Below are 16,382 nucleotides of genomic sequence, written 5' to 3' on the forward strand. Positions count from 1 at the left end.
GGTATCGCGCGATGCGATACCTGCCAGCTCGAAATACGCCACTTGCCGGCGCGGCGCTTGGGTATAAGACGCCCATGCGCTACCGACGTCTGGACCTCAACCTGCTGGTCGCCCTGGATGTGCTGCTCGAAGAGGGCAGCGTCAGCCGGGCGGCGCAGCGCCTCAACCTCGGCCAGTCGGCAACCAGTGCCGCGCTGGGCCGTCTGCGCGAACATTTCCAGGACCCGCTGCTGGTGCCCCTGGGTCGGGGCCTGGAGCTGACCTCGCTGGCGCGTCAGCTGCTTCCCCTACAAGATCCGCCATGCCTCCGCTGGCTTCGTGCGGGCCGTGGCGATTCTGCAATAGCGCGTTGACGCTTCCCCCGGCCGAGGGCTGAACGACCCTTTGTCGCCTCGCTTCGCGCCGCCCGTTGCGCCACTGGGAAGCCCGCGCGCCAGGGTCTTTACTGGCACAGAGGGCCTGTCGATCAGCGAGGCTGGCGTGATGAACGGCGAAGAGGTGGTACCCGAGACACGGGGCGTGACGGTGGAGCTGTTGTCGACGGTCGATCTCGGCCCCGAGATCGAAGGCATGACGGGCCGTCAGCTGCGGATGCGCCGGGTGACCATCGAACCCGGCGGCGTCTTCGGCCCGCTGCATGACCACATCGACCGGCCAGGCACGGTGTTCATCCTGCAGGGCACCCTCACCGACCACCGCAATGGCATCGCCACGGACTACGGGCCGGGTGTCGGCTGGCCCGAGGACCACAACACCCGGCACTGGCTGGAGAACCGTGGCAGCGTCACGGCGGTGGAAATCTCGGTCGATATCGTCCGGCTGGGGTAGGGCGCTTCCCGATCCTTTCCTTGACCACTGCAGCACTTCTCCGAGGTGCCCTGTTGGTCGTTTGCTGGCGCTCAGGAGCGGTAGCTACCGACCCATGCTGGGTGAAACCTCGAAGTGCTTGCACCAGAACCGGAATTGCGATTAGCCCTCGACAGTGCACGCGACTCAAGCGGCCACGGGCTGTCTAACTGTTTGCGCGTGATACCCAGCTTGGGCATTGCCAGCACACCCGGTGCGCTTTGGCTGCTTTCCGATCGGTGTCTGGCTGTCTTGCAGCCGGATACGTTTCTCACTGAGCCGGCTTGTCGTCTGTGGGGCGGGGTGGAAGTGGTCCGAGGAACATTTTCCTCAGTCGCTCATGGCCTATCACGCGCGCCAGTTCCGAGATGACGCAGTACATGAAGATCAAGGTGACGAGCAGTATCTGTACCGCCCAGAAGCGTGGCCAGTTCATGGATGTCCATAACATGGAGTTTGCATCTACCAGGCTGGGGGCTTCTTTCCAGTATTCGTAGAGGCGCTCCAGGTAATGCACGAACAGGGCGACCAGCGCATACATCACGGTCTTCCAACTGACGTTCCAGATCAGCGGCTTTTCGGGGAAGCGATTGATGAAAGGCAGCATGTCGGCTACCAGAACCGATTTGCCCAGCACCAGGGAGGCGATCAGAACCGAGGCGGTCACAGGAAGCGGAACACCCGATCCCTTGATCATGAGCGCGCGAATGACGGCCACGATGTGCAGGATGACGAAGAAGAAGATGGTCGGCGGGAGCGCCTTGATGAGTTCGTGTTTTGCCTTGAGCAGTATCGATGCCATGGGTTTCACCGTCTGATTTGTCGGATTCTCGGGCTTGCGTGCATCGGTCGAGCCGGCCAGCTCAAGGGGCGATTCCGGCTGGGTAGGCCTGGCTGCCGAGCAGTGCGCCGTCGACGGTTTTGCCGTAATAACCCTGATCGGAGCCATGGAAGCGTTTGGCCGTGCTGGCGACATCACCGTTGAACCGCGGGTCCTGTGGTCGCTCCTGGCTGTTGAGGTAGGCCGCCACGTCCCAGGCTTGCTGGACGTTCAGTTGCACGGCCTTGCCCAGCGGCATGTTCTCGTAGATGAAGGTGGCCGCCGTATTGACGCGGTGCATGCCGGCGCCCCAGTTGTACGAGTCGGCTCCCCACAAGGCCGGAATCACTGGTACGTCAGCCATCTTGCGTCCTTCGCCTTGCGCACCATGGCAGATGGCGCAGTGTTGCGTGTAAACCTGTTCACCCCGTTGTGGCGAGTAGGCCTGCGGTGGCTCGGGCAGGGCGGCGAAGGCGCGTCCGGGCATCCGTTCGCGTCCTTCCATCTTCACCTTGCCTGTCAGCGGCCCCGGCAGCTCGAAGGATTCGTCGCGGCCACCGTGTTGCAGCGCTTCATCGCTGAGTTCAGGCACTGGCTTGTCCTGCAGGCCGTACATGTCCAGCAGGCCGCCCATCAACAGCCAGTACGAGTAAGCGGAGATAGCCACCAGCTCGGGCGAGCCCAGCTCGGGGGCCTTGCCGTTCATGGAGTAGTTGAAGCAGCCCTGGACGCGTTCAGCGAAGTTGTTCACCCGATTGTCTTTCTTGCGAAAGGCCGGGTACGCGAGGTAAGCCGCCCACAGGGGGGCGGCATAGGCCTTGGTGCCTGCATCGAGGTGGCAGTTGGTGCAGTTGAGCTGGTTGCCAACATTGCGCCCCTTGAGCCGCTGGGTGTTGACGATGAGCTGATAGCCGCGGCGGATCTTGTCGCCAAAGGCGCCATCCGGGATTCTCGAAAGATCCCGCGGCGTGAAGTAATGAGCGTCCTTGGCTTTGGGTTGCGCGGTGATTTCTTCCATGGCGGTGGTCACTGGGTCGGCTGCCTGGACGGGCAGGGCGATGCATCCCGCCAGCGACAGATAGAGCAAGGGCCTGTTCATGAGCGCTCCTCAGCGAATCGCCGCCAGATAGCTGGCCAGCGCAGTGATGTCCTTGTCGTTCAAACGCTTGGCGATAGCTCCCATCATGCCGTCGGGATCGCCGCTGCGTTCGCCCTTGCGCCAGGCGTGCAGTTGGGCTTCCAGGTAGGCAGCCTGCTGCCCGGCCAATCTTGGGAAGGGCCCATCTCCGATGGCGGAGGGGCCGTGACAACTGAAGCAGGCTGGAATGTCGCGCGCCATGTCGCCCTGGTAATAGAGCTTTTCCGCCGGGGTGGCAGCCAGGTTCTGGCCTCGCACCTGGAGCACGGGTGGCTTGCCTTGCGCCGCAAAATAGGCAGCGGCAGGCTGCAGCAGATCGGCCGAGGCGTAGGCTTCCGCCATCGGCCCCATCAGCGCATTGCTACGCCGTTTTGAATTGAAATTCGTGACCTGCGCGGAGATGTAGCTGGCCGATAGCCCGGCCAGCACCGGTCCTTGTGCGGTCCCCTCGCCCTGCATGCCATGGCAGACCGCGCAGGCTTGAACAGCATCCGGTACTCCGTCGGCGATGGCCGCTCCGGCAATACATGAAAAAAGTACGACAGAAGTCCATCTGAGCATCGAGTTTCCCGCCTCTTCATGCTGCAACAGCGCTGAGTGTAGACGGCTTCGACAGGCGCAGAACGAGTTGTGCCTGGCTGCCGTTGCTGAGTGGGTGCCCACTATCGCTCTCCCTGACGCAATCCAAACCTGGCCGCCGTGGCTTGGAGATGTTCATCCCCGTTGCCCGCAATGATTTGATGCCCAAGCTCGATAACGGGCGCCCCCAGGAGGAAGCGCATGCAACCCGCTGAGTGATTGGGTGCAGATACCCGGAAAATGGTTCGCTGAAGCGACAGGCGGGTGGCTGACGTGCCGATTGATTGACCCAGGTCCATGAACTGTGAAGGTCGATTTGTTCGCAAGTTTTGCATGCTGGAGACTGGTCGCTCTGTATACAGTTTCTGGAGTTAATGATGCGAAAGTCCTTGTCTGCACTTGCTTTTACCCTCCTGGCGTCCCAGGGCGCTATGGCCGGCGAGACCACCAACACTGCTGTCGGTGGCGGTCTCGGCGGCGCTTTGGGAAGCGTAGTGGGTAATGCTGTCGGTGGTAGTACTGGCGCCACAATCGGTGCCGGGGTTGGGGGTGCTGCAGGCGGAGCGATGTCCGCGAAAGATGGAAAGAAGACCGAGGCGGCGATTGGCGGGGGCCTTGGCGCGGCGGGTGGTCAGGTCGTAGGCAACAAGGTGGGCGGCTCGACAGGTGGACTGATTGGTGCCGGTTTGGGTGGGGCAGCAGGAAGCGCCATTGGCAACAACCTTGCTGATGACGACCACGACCATCACGACAATCACCACCACAAGCACCGCCGTTAACTGCTATTGGCGATGCTGGAGAGCCCGTGTACTAGCGGGCCATTGTCCTCGTCCAAAGGCCTGTTCGATCGAGCCAGCTTGACGTTGGCTCATGGCCGTAGCGCTTTACCTCGGCAAAGTTCTTTCATGGCCCCTCTCCGCGCAAATGATCGGTGTCCGGAAACGCATGCCAGTCATTCAATGGGGGCCGGATCACCGTTGGCGCCCCACAAAAACTCAATTGATGCACGCTTGCCGTTCGAGTGAATCTACTCGATTGGTCCCGGCTGGTCCGTCACAAGCTGCATGTCTCTTTTCTCCGCAAAAGAAGTGCTCTCTTTTCTTGGCGCAACTAATGCTTTAGCTGTCGTCGGTGCTCAACGGGCGTCATGCCAAACCAGCGCTGATGAGCGCGGCAGAAAGAGGTGGCTCGTGTATAGCCCAATTGAAGAGAGATCTGCCCGATCGTCAGATTCGACTGGGAGAGCAACTGTTCCGCGCGATGTTTGCGGATTGCGTCGACGTGCTCCTCGAAGTCGATGCCGTCGTTGGCCAATCGCCGCTGGAGGGTTCTCGGGTGCAATCTCAGCGCCAGCGCAACCTGTTCGAGGCTGCAACGCTGTACCGGTAGCAGGGCATGGATCTGGCGCTCCACTTCAAGACTGAGTTTCTCGTCTGCCGTGGAGTGTGCTTCGAGATAGAAGCGAACGATCGAATGGAGCATCGGATCGTGTCTGGCGCTGGGGCGCTGCATGTCCTTCCTGCTGATCACCAAGGCGTTGTGTTCCTGCCCGAACAGAACGGGGCATCCGAAGTATTCTCGGTAAACCTCGGCTTCTGCCTGGGGCTGATGCCGCAGGAGCACGGTCACTGGCTGGAACGGTGTGCCCAGAATTTCAGCCATCAGCAGTCGACCATGCAGGAGCGATTTCTCGACGATCTGAGGGATCTCTTCGATGCAGGGCAATGCATTCCTGAAAACGAGAAGCTGGCATCCGGGACGCCGCTCGATGTGAAACATGATCGAGGGGCTGTAGATGCGCATGTAGCGCACCACTGCAGCCAACCCTTCCCCAGCGGTTGGCGCCGTTTGGGCAAGATGCTGGAGCGGGCCCAGGAGCGTAGATTTTTGACGTTTTGCCAGCTCCATGCCGAACTCCGGCATGCTCAATGCTCGGGCGCTGCCTTCGAAGATCTGCACGAGGCTCCGGTAAGAGAATTTCTTCTCATAGTCGCCGACAACGTCCATCCCGATTCGATGAGGGGCCAGGTGATCGCGTAGCGAGGCTCCGCGTTCAGAGAGAAGTTCGCCAAACTGAAGAAAGGCTGTACCGCGGATGGTATCCATAGTCTGTAACGCCCGAATTGGCGCCGGATAGCGAGTACGGCGCTCAGTGCGTGGCGACGAAAATTCCTTGATTCGTCGATGTAGGCTGGATGGAGCAGGGCATCGAAACGCTGGAGTCGCGTTGACCTGGAGCCGTTGCTTGCGGCAAGGCCATAACAGCGCTTTGCAGAGCAAACCACCGGCTTCTGCCGGTGGCTTGCGGTAGGTGCCGTTGTGCCCTGACGGGTGTTACGGCGTGACGATGTTGAACCAGAAGTCGAAGTTGTCCATGTAGCCCATCAGTTCGCCGAGCTTCTCCTGGTTGCCGTCGACCTTCAGCTCACCCGAAGCGACCGCGTCCTTGAGCGTGGTCTGCTTGAGCATCAGCTTGTTCAAGGTGTCGCGGGTCAGCGTGAGCGTGGCGTCGGCTTCCTTGGATTGCAGGCCCTCGGTGTGGTTCAGCACGCCGTTGCCCATTTCCAGCAGGTACTTCTTCTTCAGGTCGGTGAAGTCCAGGTTGAGGGCGATGTGCTTGTCCGCCACCTCAGGCCCTTTCAGACGCATGGCCAGGTAGTCGAAGAACAGGTCCAGGTCCATGGCCTTCACGGTGTCCGGGCTGGCGGTATCCGGGGTCGGCAGCTTCTGCACGCCCTCGCGCAGCTCTTTCGCGCCGGTGAGGTAGAAGTTGCGCCACGGGCCACTTTCGGCCTGGTAGCCCAGTTGCTCCAGTGCGTCGGCCTGCAGGTTCTTCGCGGCCTGGTTGTTCGGGTCGGCGAACACTACGTGGTTCACCACTTCGGCCACCCAGCGGTAGTCACCCTTGTCGTAATACTCCTTGGCCTTCTTCAGCACGGCATCGGCGCCGCCCATCATGTCGACGTAGCGCTTGCCTTCCTCGTCCGGCGGCAGCTCGTTCAGGGTGGCGGGGTTGCCGTTGAACCAGCCCAGGTACAGCACGTAGGTGGCCTTGACGTTGTGGTTGAGCGAGCCGTAGTAGCCGCGGTTGGAGAAGTGCGAGGCGATCGATGCGGGCAGTTTCACCTGCTCGGCGATCTCGGTCATGGTGTAGCCCTTGTTGGCCAGGCGCAGGGTCTCGTCGTTGATGTAGCGGTACATGTCGCGCTGCGACGACAGCTGCTCACGAACTTCCTTGTTGCCCCAGACCGGCCAGTGGTGCATGGCGTACATCACCTTCACGTCGTCGCCCCACATCTTCAGCGCCTCGTTGAGGTACTTGGACCAGGGCAGCGGCTCGCGGATCTTCGCGCCGCGCAGCGAGTAGGTGTTGTGCAGGGTGTGGGTGGAGTCCTCGGCCGTGTTGAGGGCCTTCTTCTCCTTGATGTAGTACATCATCTCGGCCGGCGCTTCGCTGCCCGGCGCATAGAGGAACTCATAGGTGAGCCCGTCGATCACGCGCTTCTCACCGGTCTTGCTGATGATGTCGGTGGGCGGAATGAGGGTCACGGTACCGGCGGAAGTGGTGGTGCCCAGGCCGGCGCCCAACTGGCCGGTATCGCTGGGCGGCAGCAGGTTGCCGTACATGTAGCTGGCGCGGCGGCTCATGGCGGTGCCGGCCATCACGTTCTCGGCCACGGCGTGTTCGAGGAAGCCCAGTGGCGCGTAGATCTTGACCTTGCCAGCCTTGACGTCCTTCTCGTCCACTACGCCGCGCACGCCGCCGTAATGGTCAACGTGGCTGTGGGTGTAGATCACCGCCACTACCGGTTTTTTCGGCCGATGCTTGTAGTACAGCGCCAGTGCGGCCTTGGCCGTCTCCTCGGAGATCAGCGGGTCGAAAATGGTAATACCGCTCTTGCCCTCGACGATGGTCATGTTCGACAGGTCGTAGTTACGTACCTGGTAGATACCGTCGGTGACCTCAAACAGACCGGAGATGTTGATCAGCTGCGATTGCCGCCACAGGCTCGGGTTGGTCGAGGCAGGCGCCGCTTCACCTTCCTTGATGAAGTTGTACTTGGCCGGGTCCCAGATCATGTTGCCTTTCTCGCCCTTGATCGGCTCGGAAGGCAGCGGGGCGATGAAGCCCTTGTGCGCCAATTCGAACGAAGTCTTGTCACTGAAGGGCAGTTCCTTGAGCAACGCATCGTTGGCGGCCTTGGTTGCCTCGGTGGCCGCCTTGGGCGACTCGGCGGCCCAGGCCTGGGTGGTCATCGAGATGGCCGCCGCCAGGGCGAACGAGGTACTGAACTTCCAGAGGCTGCTAGCCTGCGAGTGTCCAAGCGGGTTCGAGTTTCGATCGATCGCTTTCATTTCAAGCTCCTTCTTGCGTGACGCGCTGTACCCTTCGAGGCAACTGCCAGCATTGTGTGTTGTGGTACTTCCCGAGTATTTCAGCGGCGGCATTTTCCGGCCGTCTGCGAGCGCTGGGCTCCTGGCTTGCGCCAGGCGCCCTGGCGCGATGGCAGGGTCACTTCTTCAGTTGTTCGAACGACTTGACCATGTCCCGCGCCCAGCCATCGAGTACGGCCTTGGCGTCATTGGCGGTCATGACCTGAGAGGAGTTATCCAGCTCGGCACCCGCGCCTTTACGCACGACTTCGGCCACGACCTTTCCATCGCTGCCATCGAGGAAAGCGGCTTCGGTGGCCAGGCTGGTGTCCTGGTCACGGATACCGGTGGCGGTGCTGACGCCGGCGGCGATCAGAGCGATCGGGATGACTTCATACGGCTGCAGGCCCTTGGTCGAGGCGCTGACGGCGGTGATCGCCGGGCGCACGATCAGCACACCCGCGCCAGGGCCGCTGGCGAGGGGGAGGACCTTGGAGAATTGCGTCTGGAGTACCTGGTCGTAGTACTTGGTGATGCCGTCCAGGGTGCCCTGCGGGATCTTCTCGCTGGGCTGCGGCTGCGGGTAGAGCTGGCTCGGCTCGACATAGACGCTGGTGAACTGGCTGGCATCGATGCCCGGTTTGATCCAGCGCATGACCGGTGCGCCGGTGGGCGATTTCTCTTCCTTGAGGACGCTGTAGTCTTTGAGAAAGCCTGAGTATTTCTCGGGCTCGACGTACTTGCTCGCGCAGCCGGTCAACAGCATGAAAGCCAGGGACAGCGGTACTGCGGTGTGGATCAACTTCATCGTATAGCTCCTTGTGAACGATTCCGAAGTCTGTGAGGTGCGCGGCTCCGAACGAGCCGTATCAAGGGTTTAGAAGCGCCAGGTGGCACCGCCGCCGATGATGTGCAGAGCGGCATTGCGGTAGGTGCCTGAAAGGGTTTCGCCAGAGCGCGATTTGCTCTGCTCGACGTCCATGTCGCCGAGCCAGACCAGGGTGTAGGCGAGGTGCAGGTCCAGGCCTTCCTCGACCTGGTAGTTCACCCCGGTCGCCAGGCGCCAGTTCTCGGCCATGGGGTTGTCCACGGTGCGGTCCTTGTCGTCCACCGCCGAGCTGTCGTAGCCCAGGCCCAGGCTCCAGCGCCATTGCGGGGTGGCCTGGTACTGGGTGCCGACGGAGGCGTGCCAGGTGTCCTTGTATTTGCGGTCGACGGTGCGGTCCACGCCGCCGGCGTTGGCGTCCACGTCCACGCCGATTTCGCCGAACTCGCTCCAGTCCTGCCAGCCCAGGCTGCCCAGCAGCTTCCACTGCGGGTCGAGCTGGTGGGCGATGCTCAGGGTCGCCGTTTGCGGGATGTTCACGTCCAGTTCCAGAGAGCCCACGTCCAGGCGGTTCAGCGCGGCGTTGATGATGGGGTTGCTGACCTTGCTCACGTCCGGGCTGTCCTCGAACTCCAGCTTCACCTTGCTGGTGTAGGCGAGGCCGATCTGCGTGCTGTCGCTGAGCCGGTAGAGCAGGCCGAGGTTGACCCCGACGCCAACGTCGGTGTCCTTGTACTCCAGCTGGCCGTCGGGGTTGTCGCGCAGGCCGAGCAGGTTGTTGTTGATGGCCATCTCGGTGCGGTAGTAGCCGTAGACGATGCGCGGGCCGATGCCGACCGTGAGGTCGTCGGTGAACTGGTGGGCGATCGTGGGCTGGAAGGACACGCCGATAATCGCCGTCTCCTGGCTGAAGTAGCGGCCGGCCCAATCGTCGTCATAGTTCAGCGCCAGGCCGAAGTTGCCGTACATGCCGAAGCCGATGGCCGAACGCTCGTCGATCTGCTGGCTGACGAAGAAGCTGGCGCCGGGCAGCCATTGCAGGGCATTGCCGCCCTCGTTGCCGTCGAACTGGTTGTTGGCGTCGCGGGAGAAGCGGATGTCACCCAGGATCACCTGGGCGTTGGCGCTGATCTGCGTCCCCTTGAGCTGGGCGATGCCGGCGGGGTTGCTCATCAGGATGCTGGGGTCGCTGGCGAGGGCGGCGGAGCCGGCATTGGCCAGGCCCATGCCTTCCTGCCCGGCCTCGTAGATCATGATGCCGCCGGCCTGCGCGTAGCCAGCGCAAAGCCCATAGGCCAAAGCGGTGCCGTATAGAGCCTGTTTCGCGTGAAAACGGTATCCCTTCATTGCGCATCCCCTGAACGTTCTCGGATTGGCTGTCAGGCCGTGAGGGCCTGATTACTTCGCTCCGAATACTTTCTGGAGACGACCTCTCAAGCTGCGCGCATGCAGCTTGGCTGTGAGAGGTCAGCCTAGTCAGAGATGTCGCTTCTGCAACCGCAGCACACCAGTTTGTGAACAGTTTTCTGTGCAATTCACGACGCTGATTGGAGGGCAAAGAGAACCGCGTAGACGTTGATTTCATTGCGATTAGCGATAAGCAACGCACTTTTGTCGAGCCGGTCCAGCACAAAGCAGGGTCAAAAAAATGTCGCCAAATGATTATGTTTTTTAGTGCGCCACCAACCGAGCTTGGGATTCGAAACCCTTTAACCGGCGGCCTTGGCGTTCGCGCGGAGGGAGTAGCCGTCATTTTTTCCAAGTGTGTATTGGGGCCCAATTGACGTCTTGAGCGAATACGAATGCTGCAAGGCCTCGACGGAGAGGGAACCCTTCCGGGGCGTATAGAAATACAGCGCCCTCGGTCACCGATACCGCGAGGGGCGCCTCGCCATCGGCAAGGCGAGGTGTGAGGCATGCTCAGCGATGTGCCGCGCCTGATGAGAGAAGCGTGGTTGGTGGCAGCGCACCTGAGCCGGGGCTTTGCGTCGAGCGTAGAGCGCTCCGTGTCAGGGGCTGATTGGCCTTGGCCCGCCAGCGCCCCAGTGAACGGAGGGCAGCACCGTGCAAGGGCAGGGACCTACGCCGACTCCCCGTATTCTTCAGGCCGCGTGATGCGAGGACACCAGCCGCAGTACCTCCAGATAGCCCGGCGGCGCACTGGTTGCGTTGCGTTCGCGCAGCATCCGATGCATTAACGGCAAGCGGAAGTAAGGCACCGAGGCCATGACGTGATGCTCGATGTGGTAGTTCACATTGATGGGCGCCACCGTGGCGCGGGCAATCAAGCCGGCGTGCGTGGTGCGGGTATTGAGGAAGTTGTCCGCCGCAGTGTCGGTACATGCGTGTTCGGCCATGGAGCGAATGCGCACGAACGCGGAGAAGGGCGTCATGTAGGCGAGAATCCAGGCGAGGTACAGCCAGGGATGGCCCAGCGCCCAGAGCAGGCCAAAGAGCACCGCGTTGGTGAGGACGGTCGGCGTCACGTTGCGCAGGAACATCCGGCTACGGCTGATGAGCGTCTGGTCGTCAGCGGGCAACCTGAGTTGTTCGTTGGCCACTGTCCACTTGATATAGCCGGCGTCCATGAGGAAGCGGCCGACGAAGAACTTGATGCCCGTCAGGCCGCTGACATCGCGCAGCAGCTTGCGGACGAGCGATGCTCGCGTCGTCGGAAAAGGGGCGACCAGCGAGAGATCGGGGTCCTCCGCCTGGCCGGTTCTGGAGTGATGCAGCAGATGGTGAGCGCGGTACTTCTTCAGGTCGTTCCAGATCGGCCTGGCGCAAACCCAGTCGACAAAGACCTCATTGAGCCAGCGGCGCTTGAACAGCGTGCCGTGGGAGGCATCGTGCATCAGGATCGCCAGGGCCAACTGGCGGCCGGCGAGCAGGGCGATGGCGATCAGGAACACCGGTATCGCCACGATCAGCGGCTGCGCGCCCGCCCAGGCCATGGCGGCGAAGGCGAGGGCGATGACACCCCAGGTAAAGCCGACGGCGGCAAATCCCATGGCGTCCGAACGCTCGGTCAGCATGCGGATCTCGTCCCGACTGAAAATGTCCGTGACCTTGCGACGTATGCTGGATGAGCGTTCCTGGCTAACGGCGGAATCCTGGAGCATGGCAACCTCGTGACTGTCAGTGGCGAACGGGTTTCGCGGTGGCGCCCAGCGAAGGCTCGCCGAGTGACGGCGCTTTCAGGCCACGCCAGACGGCATGACCGACATCGTCGTAGCGCAGCAGGACTTCGATGAAGGCGCTGCGCTCTGGCGGGCTCACCAGCGGCGCGGGCAGCAGTGGGTCATAAACCAGTTGGCGAATTGCCGCGCTGCCCAGCAGGAAGGATTCACGCGCCGCCGTCTCGAGCTCCATCGTCTCGACGCGCGCCAGCCACTGGCCGAGCTTTTCGGCCGTCTTGCGGTAAGCGCGGTTCAGCCCTTTGCCGTCCCACAGCCTGCGGGCCTGCGCTTCGCGTTCCGGGTCGAATTCTGTTGCCAGGAAGACGGCGGCGGCTGCCTCAAGCCCCAGTTTGTGCAGCCGCGCCCTCACCAGGGCTACACCCCCCACGAGGTTGTCGGGACGCACGAACAGTTCACGCTCCAGCTCGCGAAAACCCAGCAGTTCCAGTGCGCGTTCGCGCCGGTGCAACTGCGCGCGGTCGGTGCGGCCCAAGCCCGCACAGTGCGCGACTATCCAGCCGCCGCTCCAGCGGCCAATCCGCGCTTCGGTGTTTCGCCAGTCGCGTACGTCTTCTGCCAGGTCGGTAGCGTTGGCACCCAGTTGATAGGCGCCGCGCTCGGCGGCCTCGATCATGCCGGCGGCGGCCAGCCGTACCAGGGCGACACGCACGCTGTTCTCGCGAATGCCGAACAGGGCGCACGCGGCCACCGCATCACGGGCGGTCAATACACCTTCCTCGGCCGTCAGGAGGAACTTGAGGATCAAGTCGCGGGGTGAGGGTGTCATGGGGTGACTTCTAGTTTCAGGTTGTGCTCATCACTGTAATGTTACTTGTCCGTGCATATCAATTGATTTTGAGTAACTTTACCCAGGCCTAAAGATGGGCCCAGGACAGACAGGCGTTCACGCGGAAATCCGCTGGCTGGTCCCTCCGAGAGGGTGCGGCGCTCAGGGCTGATGAGCTATCTGCGTAGCCCTGCACTGACTGCCGCGCAGGCATTGGTGGGCGAGGCCACAACCCGGTTCGTCGACCTCAGTTGCCTGCCTTGAATGGCGGGGCTTCGAGCAGCACCCGCACTGCCCATACCCACTGGGTAATGAGCTTTTCGTGGTATTCCCGATTGCTCACCAGAACACTCGAGAGCGCCATCCCGCGCAGAAACTCAACGCTCAGTGATTTGACTGCCTCGTAGTTCGGGTTTTCCTGCACGGCCGAGAAGAGGCTCTCCACGACCCGCTCTCGCTCCGTTCGCGCCTCTCTCTCGGCTCCTCGGATAGCGGCCTGCAGATCACAGTCTGTTCGGGAGGCTGCCCAAAGCTCCAGCTCTGCAAGAAATGCGGGCTGTAGGCTCATGGCGGAGAGGATGCGTATAGCCCGCTCCACTGGATTCAAGACATCCGCCATCGTCAGTTCCGCCTCGCGCACTGCCTGGTCGTTACGCCGGACCAATTCCTCGATCGTGGCCGACAGCAACGCAGCATGGGTGGGGAAGTGGTGTAGCAGCGCGCCTCGGCTCGCTCCGGACCTGCGCTGCACCTCCAGTGTCGTGGTGGCGGCGGCGCCTCGTTCGATCAGTGAGGACACCGCCGCATCCAGCAGGCGCTGTCGGGTGGCGAGTTTCTTGGCGGGGGCTGCGGGGCGGGGGGCGGTCTGCATGAAGGGACATTTACTCGGTGAATGATAGGTACAGTCAGCGTTGACTGTTTTGGGTCTGGCTCATACAGTCAATTCTGACTGTTTTCCTCTGGTCAACCAAGAACCTACTCCCTGGAGCCTGCGATGCCGACTTTCGAAACCGTCCAGATCGAACAAGATCCTCAGTCACCTCGTGTAGCGCGCCTGCTGCTCAATCGCCCGGAGCGCCTTAACGCCATTACCGATCAGACACCTCGCGACATCAGGGCCGCGGTGGCTTGGGCGGAGGCCAATGATGAGGTCCATGTGATCATCGTCGAGGGAGCTGGCAAGGGGTTTTGCGGTGGCTACGACCTCGCCGATTCTGCCGAGCAGATGCAGGAGCACCCGTGCCAGCAGGAAAGCAGCCCCTGGGACCCCATGGTCGATTACGCCTACATGAAGCGCAACACCGAGGACTTCATGAGCCTCTGGCGCTGCAGCAAACCGACCATCGCCAAAGTGCATGGCTATGCGGCGGCAGGCGGCAGTGACATTGCGCTGAGCTGCGACCTGCTGGTGATGGCCGAGGATGCCAGGATCGGTTACATGCCGACGCGCGTCTGGGGCTGCCCGACCACCGCCATGTGGACCTTCCGCCTGGGCTTTGCGCGGGCCAAGCAACTGATGTTCACCGGGGACGCCATCGATGGCGTCACTGCCGCCGCCTGGGGCCTGGCCAACGAAGTGGTACCACGGGAAAACCTGGAGGCGGCCACCCTGAAGCTCGCCGAACGAATTGCCGGCGTGCCCAAGTCGCACCTGGCCATGCACAAGATGGTGGTGAACCAGGTGATGCTGACCATGGGCCTGGAGCAGACCCAGATGATGGCCACGGTGTTCGATGGCATTACTCGCCACAACCCGGAGGGAGTCTGGTTCCGCCGCTATGCCCAGGCGGAGGGCTTCAAGGCGGCGGTGCAGTGGCGCGACAGCGGTCGTCCGATCCCGGAGCGGGAAGAGGCACGGGCGTTGATCAAGGAGCTGGAGGCGCGACTGAACCTGTGAGGTGTCCGTCGCTCGCTGCAACCCTGACGCACAGTGCAGCGTCTGTTCTCGCTGCGCCGTGATGGATCCCGCCTGGCCCTAGGAGATGCTTGATGTCGATTGTCACCAGCACATGCCTGCGACGCCGCATGGAATTGATGCCCACCCCTTTTGAGCTGCTGGCCGATACCGCGCGGCAGTTGCCCCAGCAGACCGCGCTGGAATTTCTTCCCAACGACCTTGACGGGGCCCCTCTCAAGATCAGTTATCAGCAGTTGCTGCAGGACGTGCAGTCGGTCGCGGCCGCTCTGAAGGCGACGGGAATTCGCGAGGATGAATCCGTCGCCATTCTGCTGCCATTCGTTCCCCAGGCCGTGTCGGCTCTCATCGCTGCCAGTGCCGTCGCGGTGGCGTTTCCCGTCAATCTGTTGCTGTCGGCACAAGCCATACGCTCGCAGCTCACCCTCGCTCGCTGCCGGGTCGTGGTAACCCTGGGGCCACATCCAGCCCTGGATGTGCATGCGCGGGTCATGCAGGCTGTCGAGTCAATGGATAGCGCGCCAATCGTGGTCGAGGTGCCCGTGGCTGGGCATGTTCAGGGCGGGGTGCCGTGGGACGGGGTCATCGACTCAGGCTCGGCATTTGAACCGGCAGGTTCGCCGGATCGCGTGGGCGCGCTGGTTCATACCGGCGGCACGACCGGGCATCCCAAACTGGCTCGGCTCTCATTGCGCAATATGGCGGTGGCGGCACTCATGGCCAGTGCAGGCCTGGGTATCAACTCGTCCGAGCGCTTGCTGACGGGGCTGCCGCTGTTTCATGTGGGCGGTGCCATCGATGCCCTCTTGGCGGCCCTGGCGGTTGGCGCAACAGTCGTCTTTCCGACGGCGCTGGGAATGCGCAACCCTGCGGTCATCCAGCGAATCTGGGAGGTCATCGCTCGCCACAGGATCACCTTGCTGGGGGTTGTCCCGACTTCGCTCGCGGCCATCAGAGAGAGCCCGCTCGGGGTATCGGACTTGAGTCAGTTCAGGGCGATCATGACGGGCGGTTCCTCCTTGCCGGAAGACCTTTCCCTGCAGATGCAGGCCCGGGTCGGCAAGCCCATCTACCAGCTCTACGGGATGACCGAGTCCAGCGGGATCGCGACTGCGCAACTGATCGATGGCCAGCGTGCGGCGCACGCGGCGGGCACTCCCGTGCCGGGCGTCGAGGTGAGTCTGGGCGAGCCGGGCGCTGACTATTGCCCAGGGGCAAAAGGCGAAATCCTGATCCGGGGGCCGAACATCTTCCAGGGCTACCTGACCGCCCAGGGGGTCATCGATGACCCGCAGGGTGGCTGGTTCTCGTCGGGCGATCTGGGGGCGGTCGCGGCGAATGGCGAGCTGAGGATCGTCGGCCGCTCCAAGGATGTGATCATCCGCAGCGGGCACAACATCGATCCTCAGGTCATCGAAGACGTAGCTCATCAGCACCTCTGCGTGGCTCAGGCGGCGGCGGTGGCGATGCCCGACGAGTATGCCGGCGAAGTACCCGTGCTCTTCGTGGTCGCCCGCACCGGGATGGCGGTCTGGCCTGCCGAGCTTTCCAGCTTTGTGACCCAGCACATCGCCGAGCCGCCGGCTCGGCCTAAACACATCTTCGTGCTGGACGAACTGCCCCTGACCCCTTTCGGCAAGGTCGCGCGCTTCCGCCTGCGCCAACTGGCCGTTGAACATCGGGTCAAGGAGCTGCTGGCAGAGGTCTTCGACGCCGCCTCCGTGACGTGCAGCGACCCCATGGCCAAGCGCGTAGGCATTGCTTCGGAAAAGCGCCTGACAGCCGCTCAGAGGAAGGACATCGAGCGCATGTTGAAGCGCTTCGATCTCCAGGTAGAGGATTAGGAAAACTCCCGAGAGACGGCTGAGTTTTCGACGCGGTCAGGCTTTGCCCGCTCTTGCGCAATGCCCGCTGGCGC

At 62.4% G+C, this 16,382-nt stretch carries 14 protein-coding genes and 1 pseudogene; 5 read left to right on the forward strand and 10 right to left on the reverse strand.

Translation table 11 applies throughout. The annotated features are described in order from the left end of the window. Positions 1-74: 74 nt before the first annotated feature. A pseudogene (locus CTR55_RS12380) lies at positions 75-287 on the forward strand (LysR family transcriptional regulator); the annotation flags it as partial. Between the two features lie 196 nt (positions 288-483). After that, positions 484-828: a cupin domain-containing protein gene (locus CTR55_RS12385; protein ID WP_296286438.1), complete on the forward strand. Its 345-nt coding sequence runs from the start codon at positions 484-486 to the stop codon at positions 826-828. 289 nt (positions 829-1,117) lie between these two features. On the opposite strand, the gene CTR55_RS12390 is transcribed toward CTR55_RS12385, so the two are convergent. From CTR55_RS12390 to CTR55_RS12400, 3 genes are all read right to left on the reverse strand, one after another. Beyond that, positions 1,118-1,648 carry a hypothetical protein gene (locus tag CTR55_RS12390; RefSeq protein WP_296286440.1) on the reverse strand — a complete coding sequence of 177 codons (531 nt, stop codon included), beginning with the start codon at positions 1,646-1,648 and terminating at the stop codon, positions 1,118-1,120. A 61-nt stretch (positions 1,649-1,709) separates the two neighbouring features. Beyond that, complete coding sequence (locus CTR55_RS12395) at positions 1,710-2,765, reverse strand: c-type cytochrome (RefSeq protein ID WP_296286441.1); 1,056 nt, start codon at positions 2,763-2,765, stop codon at positions 1,710-1,712. A 9-nt stretch (positions 2,766-2,774) separates the two neighbouring features. Next, on the reverse strand, positions 2,775-3,365 hold the full coding sequence (locus CTR55_RS12400) for a c-type cytochrome (protein WP_296286442.1): 591 nt from the start codon (positions 3,363-3,365) through the stop codon (positions 2,775-2,777). 395 nt (positions 3,366-3,760) lie between these two features. Here CTR55_RS12400 and CTR55_RS12405 point away from each other — a divergent pair, with 395 nt between their 5' ends. Beyond that, positions 3,761-4,162: a glycine zipper domain-containing protein gene (locus CTR55_RS12405; protein ID WP_296286444.1), complete on the forward strand. Its 402-nt coding sequence runs from the start codon at positions 3,761-3,763 to the stop codon at positions 4,160-4,162. Between the two features lie 331 nt (positions 4,163-4,493). Here CTR55_RS12405 and CTR55_RS12410 read toward each other — a convergent pair whose 3' ends face one another. The 7 genes from CTR55_RS12410 to CTR55_RS12440 form a co-directional block, all read right to left on the reverse strand. Further along, entirely contained in the window at positions 4,494-5,489 is a 996-nt protein-coding gene (locus CTR55_RS12410) for an AraC family transcriptional regulator (protein WP_296286445.1), read from the reverse strand. 228 nt (positions 5,490-5,717) lie between these two features. Next, positions 5,718-7,739: an alkyl sulfatase dimerization domain-containing protein gene (locus CTR55_RS12415; RefSeq protein WP_296286447.1), complete on the reverse strand. Its 2,022-nt coding sequence runs from the start codon at positions 7,737-7,739 to the stop codon at positions 5,718-5,720. 157 nt (positions 7,740-7,896) lie between these two features. Next, positions 7,897-8,565 (reverse strand): DUF3313 domain-containing protein, encoded by a 669-nt coding sequence (locus tag CTR55_RS12420; protein WP_296286449.1) that lies wholly within the window; start codon positions 8,563-8,565, stop codon positions 7,897-7,899. Between the two features lie 69 nt (positions 8,566-8,634). Continuing rightward, complete coding sequence (locus CTR55_RS12425; RefSeq protein ID WP_296286451.1) at positions 8,635-9,930, reverse strand: OmpP1/FadL family transporter; 1,296 nt, start codon at positions 9,928-9,930, stop codon at positions 8,635-8,637. Between the two features lie 755 nt (positions 9,931-10,685). Then, the gene (locus CTR55_RS12430) at positions 10,686-11,705 is read right to left on the reverse strand and encodes a fatty acid desaturase family protein (protein WP_296286453.1); all 1,020 of its coding nucleotides are present in this window, start codon (positions 11,703-11,705) and stop codon (positions 10,686-10,688) included. A 16-nt stretch (positions 11,706-11,721) separates the two neighbouring features. Then, positions 11,722-12,549, reverse strand: coding sequence for a PaaX family transcriptional regulator C-terminal domain-containing protein (locus CTR55_RS12435; protein WP_296286454.1), 828 nt, complete (start codon positions 12,547-12,549; stop codon positions 11,722-11,724). Positions 12,550-12,796: 247 nt separating this feature from the next. Further along, positions 12,797-13,420: a TetR/AcrR family transcriptional regulator gene (locus tag CTR55_RS12440; protein WP_296286455.1), complete on the reverse strand. Its 624-nt coding sequence runs from the start codon at positions 13,418-13,420 to the stop codon at positions 12,797-12,799. Between the two features lie 123 nt (positions 13,421-13,543). Between CTR55_RS12440 and CTR55_RS12445 the strand changes: the two genes are divergently transcribed. Both CTR55_RS12445 and CTR55_RS12450 read left to right on the forward strand, forming a co-directional pair. Continuing rightward, positions 13,544-14,446 carry a crotonase/enoyl-CoA hydratase family protein gene (locus CTR55_RS12445; RefSeq protein WP_296286457.1) on the forward strand — a complete coding sequence of 301 codons (903 nt, stop codon included), beginning with the start codon at positions 13,544-13,546 and terminating at the stop codon, positions 14,444-14,446. A gap of 92 nt (positions 14,447-14,538) precedes the next feature. Then, positions 14,539-16,308: an AMP-binding protein gene (locus CTR55_RS12450; RefSeq protein ID WP_296286458.1), complete on the forward strand. Its 1,770-nt coding sequence runs from the start codon at positions 14,539-14,541 to the stop codon at positions 16,306-16,308. The last annotated feature ends 74 nt before the right edge of the window (positions 16,309-16,382 follow it).

The organism is Pseudomonas sp. (genome assembly GCF_002796985.1).
Taxonomy (GTDB): Bacteria; Pseudomonadota; Gammaproteobacteria; order Pseudomonadales; family Pseudomonadaceae; genus Pseudomonas.

Bases quoted from the DNA above. Each gene is read 5' to 3' on its own strand.
- CTR55_RS12385 (WP_296286438.1), top strand. From the start codon at position 484: ATGAACGGCGAAGAGGTGGTACCCGAGACACGGGGCGTGACGGTGGAG.
- CTR55_RS12435 (WP_296286454.1), bottom strand. From the start codon at position 12,549: ATGACACCCTCACCCCGCGACTTGATCCTCAAGTTCCTCCTGACGGCC.
- CTR55_RS12425 (WP_296286451.1), bottom strand. From the start codon at position 9,930: ATGAAGGGATACCGTTTTCACGCGAAACAGGCTCTATACGGCACCGCT.
- CTR55_RS12395 (WP_296286441.1), bottom strand. From the start codon at position 2,765: ATGAACAGGCCCTTGCTCTATCTGTCGCTGGCGGGATGCATCGCCCTG.
- CTR55_RS12445 (WP_296286457.1), top strand. From the start codon at position 13,544: ATGCCGACTTTCGAAACCGTCCAGATCGAACAAGATCCTCAGTCACCT.
- CTR55_RS12430 (WP_296286453.1), bottom strand. From the start codon at position 11,705: ATGCTCCAGGATTCCGCCGTTAGCCAGGAACGCTCATCCAGCATACGT.
- CTR55_RS12405 (WP_296286444.1), top strand. From the start codon at position 3,761: ATGCGAAAGTCCTTGTCTGCACTTGCTTTTACCCTCCTGGCGTCCCAG.
- CTR55_RS12400 (WP_296286442.1), bottom strand. From the start codon at position 3,365: ATGCTCAGATGGACTTCTGTCGTACTTTTTTCATGTATTGCCGGAGCG.
- CTR55_RS12415 (WP_296286447.1), bottom strand. From the start codon at position 7,739: ATGAAAGCGATCGATCGAAACTCGAACCCGCTTGGACACTCGCAGGCT.
- CTR55_RS12450 (WP_296286458.1), top strand. From the start codon at position 14,539: ATGTCGATTGTCACCAGCACATGCCTGCGACGCCGCATGGAATTGATG.
- CTR55_RS12390 (WP_296286440.1), bottom strand. From the start codon at position 1,648: ATGGCATCGATACTGCTCAAGGCAAAACACGAACTCATCAAGGCGCTC.
- CTR55_RS12420 (WP_296286449.1), bottom strand. From the start codon at position 8,565: ATGAAGTTGATCCACACCGCAGTACCGCTGTCCCTGGCTTTCATGCTG.
- CTR55_RS12440 (WP_296286455.1), bottom strand. From the start codon at position 13,420: ATGCAGACCGCCCCCCGCCCCGCAGCCCCCGCCAAGAAACTCGCCACC.
- CTR55_RS12410 (WP_296286445.1), bottom strand. From the start codon at position 5,489: ATGGATACCATCCGCGGTACAGCCTTTCTTCAGTTTGGCGAACTTCTC.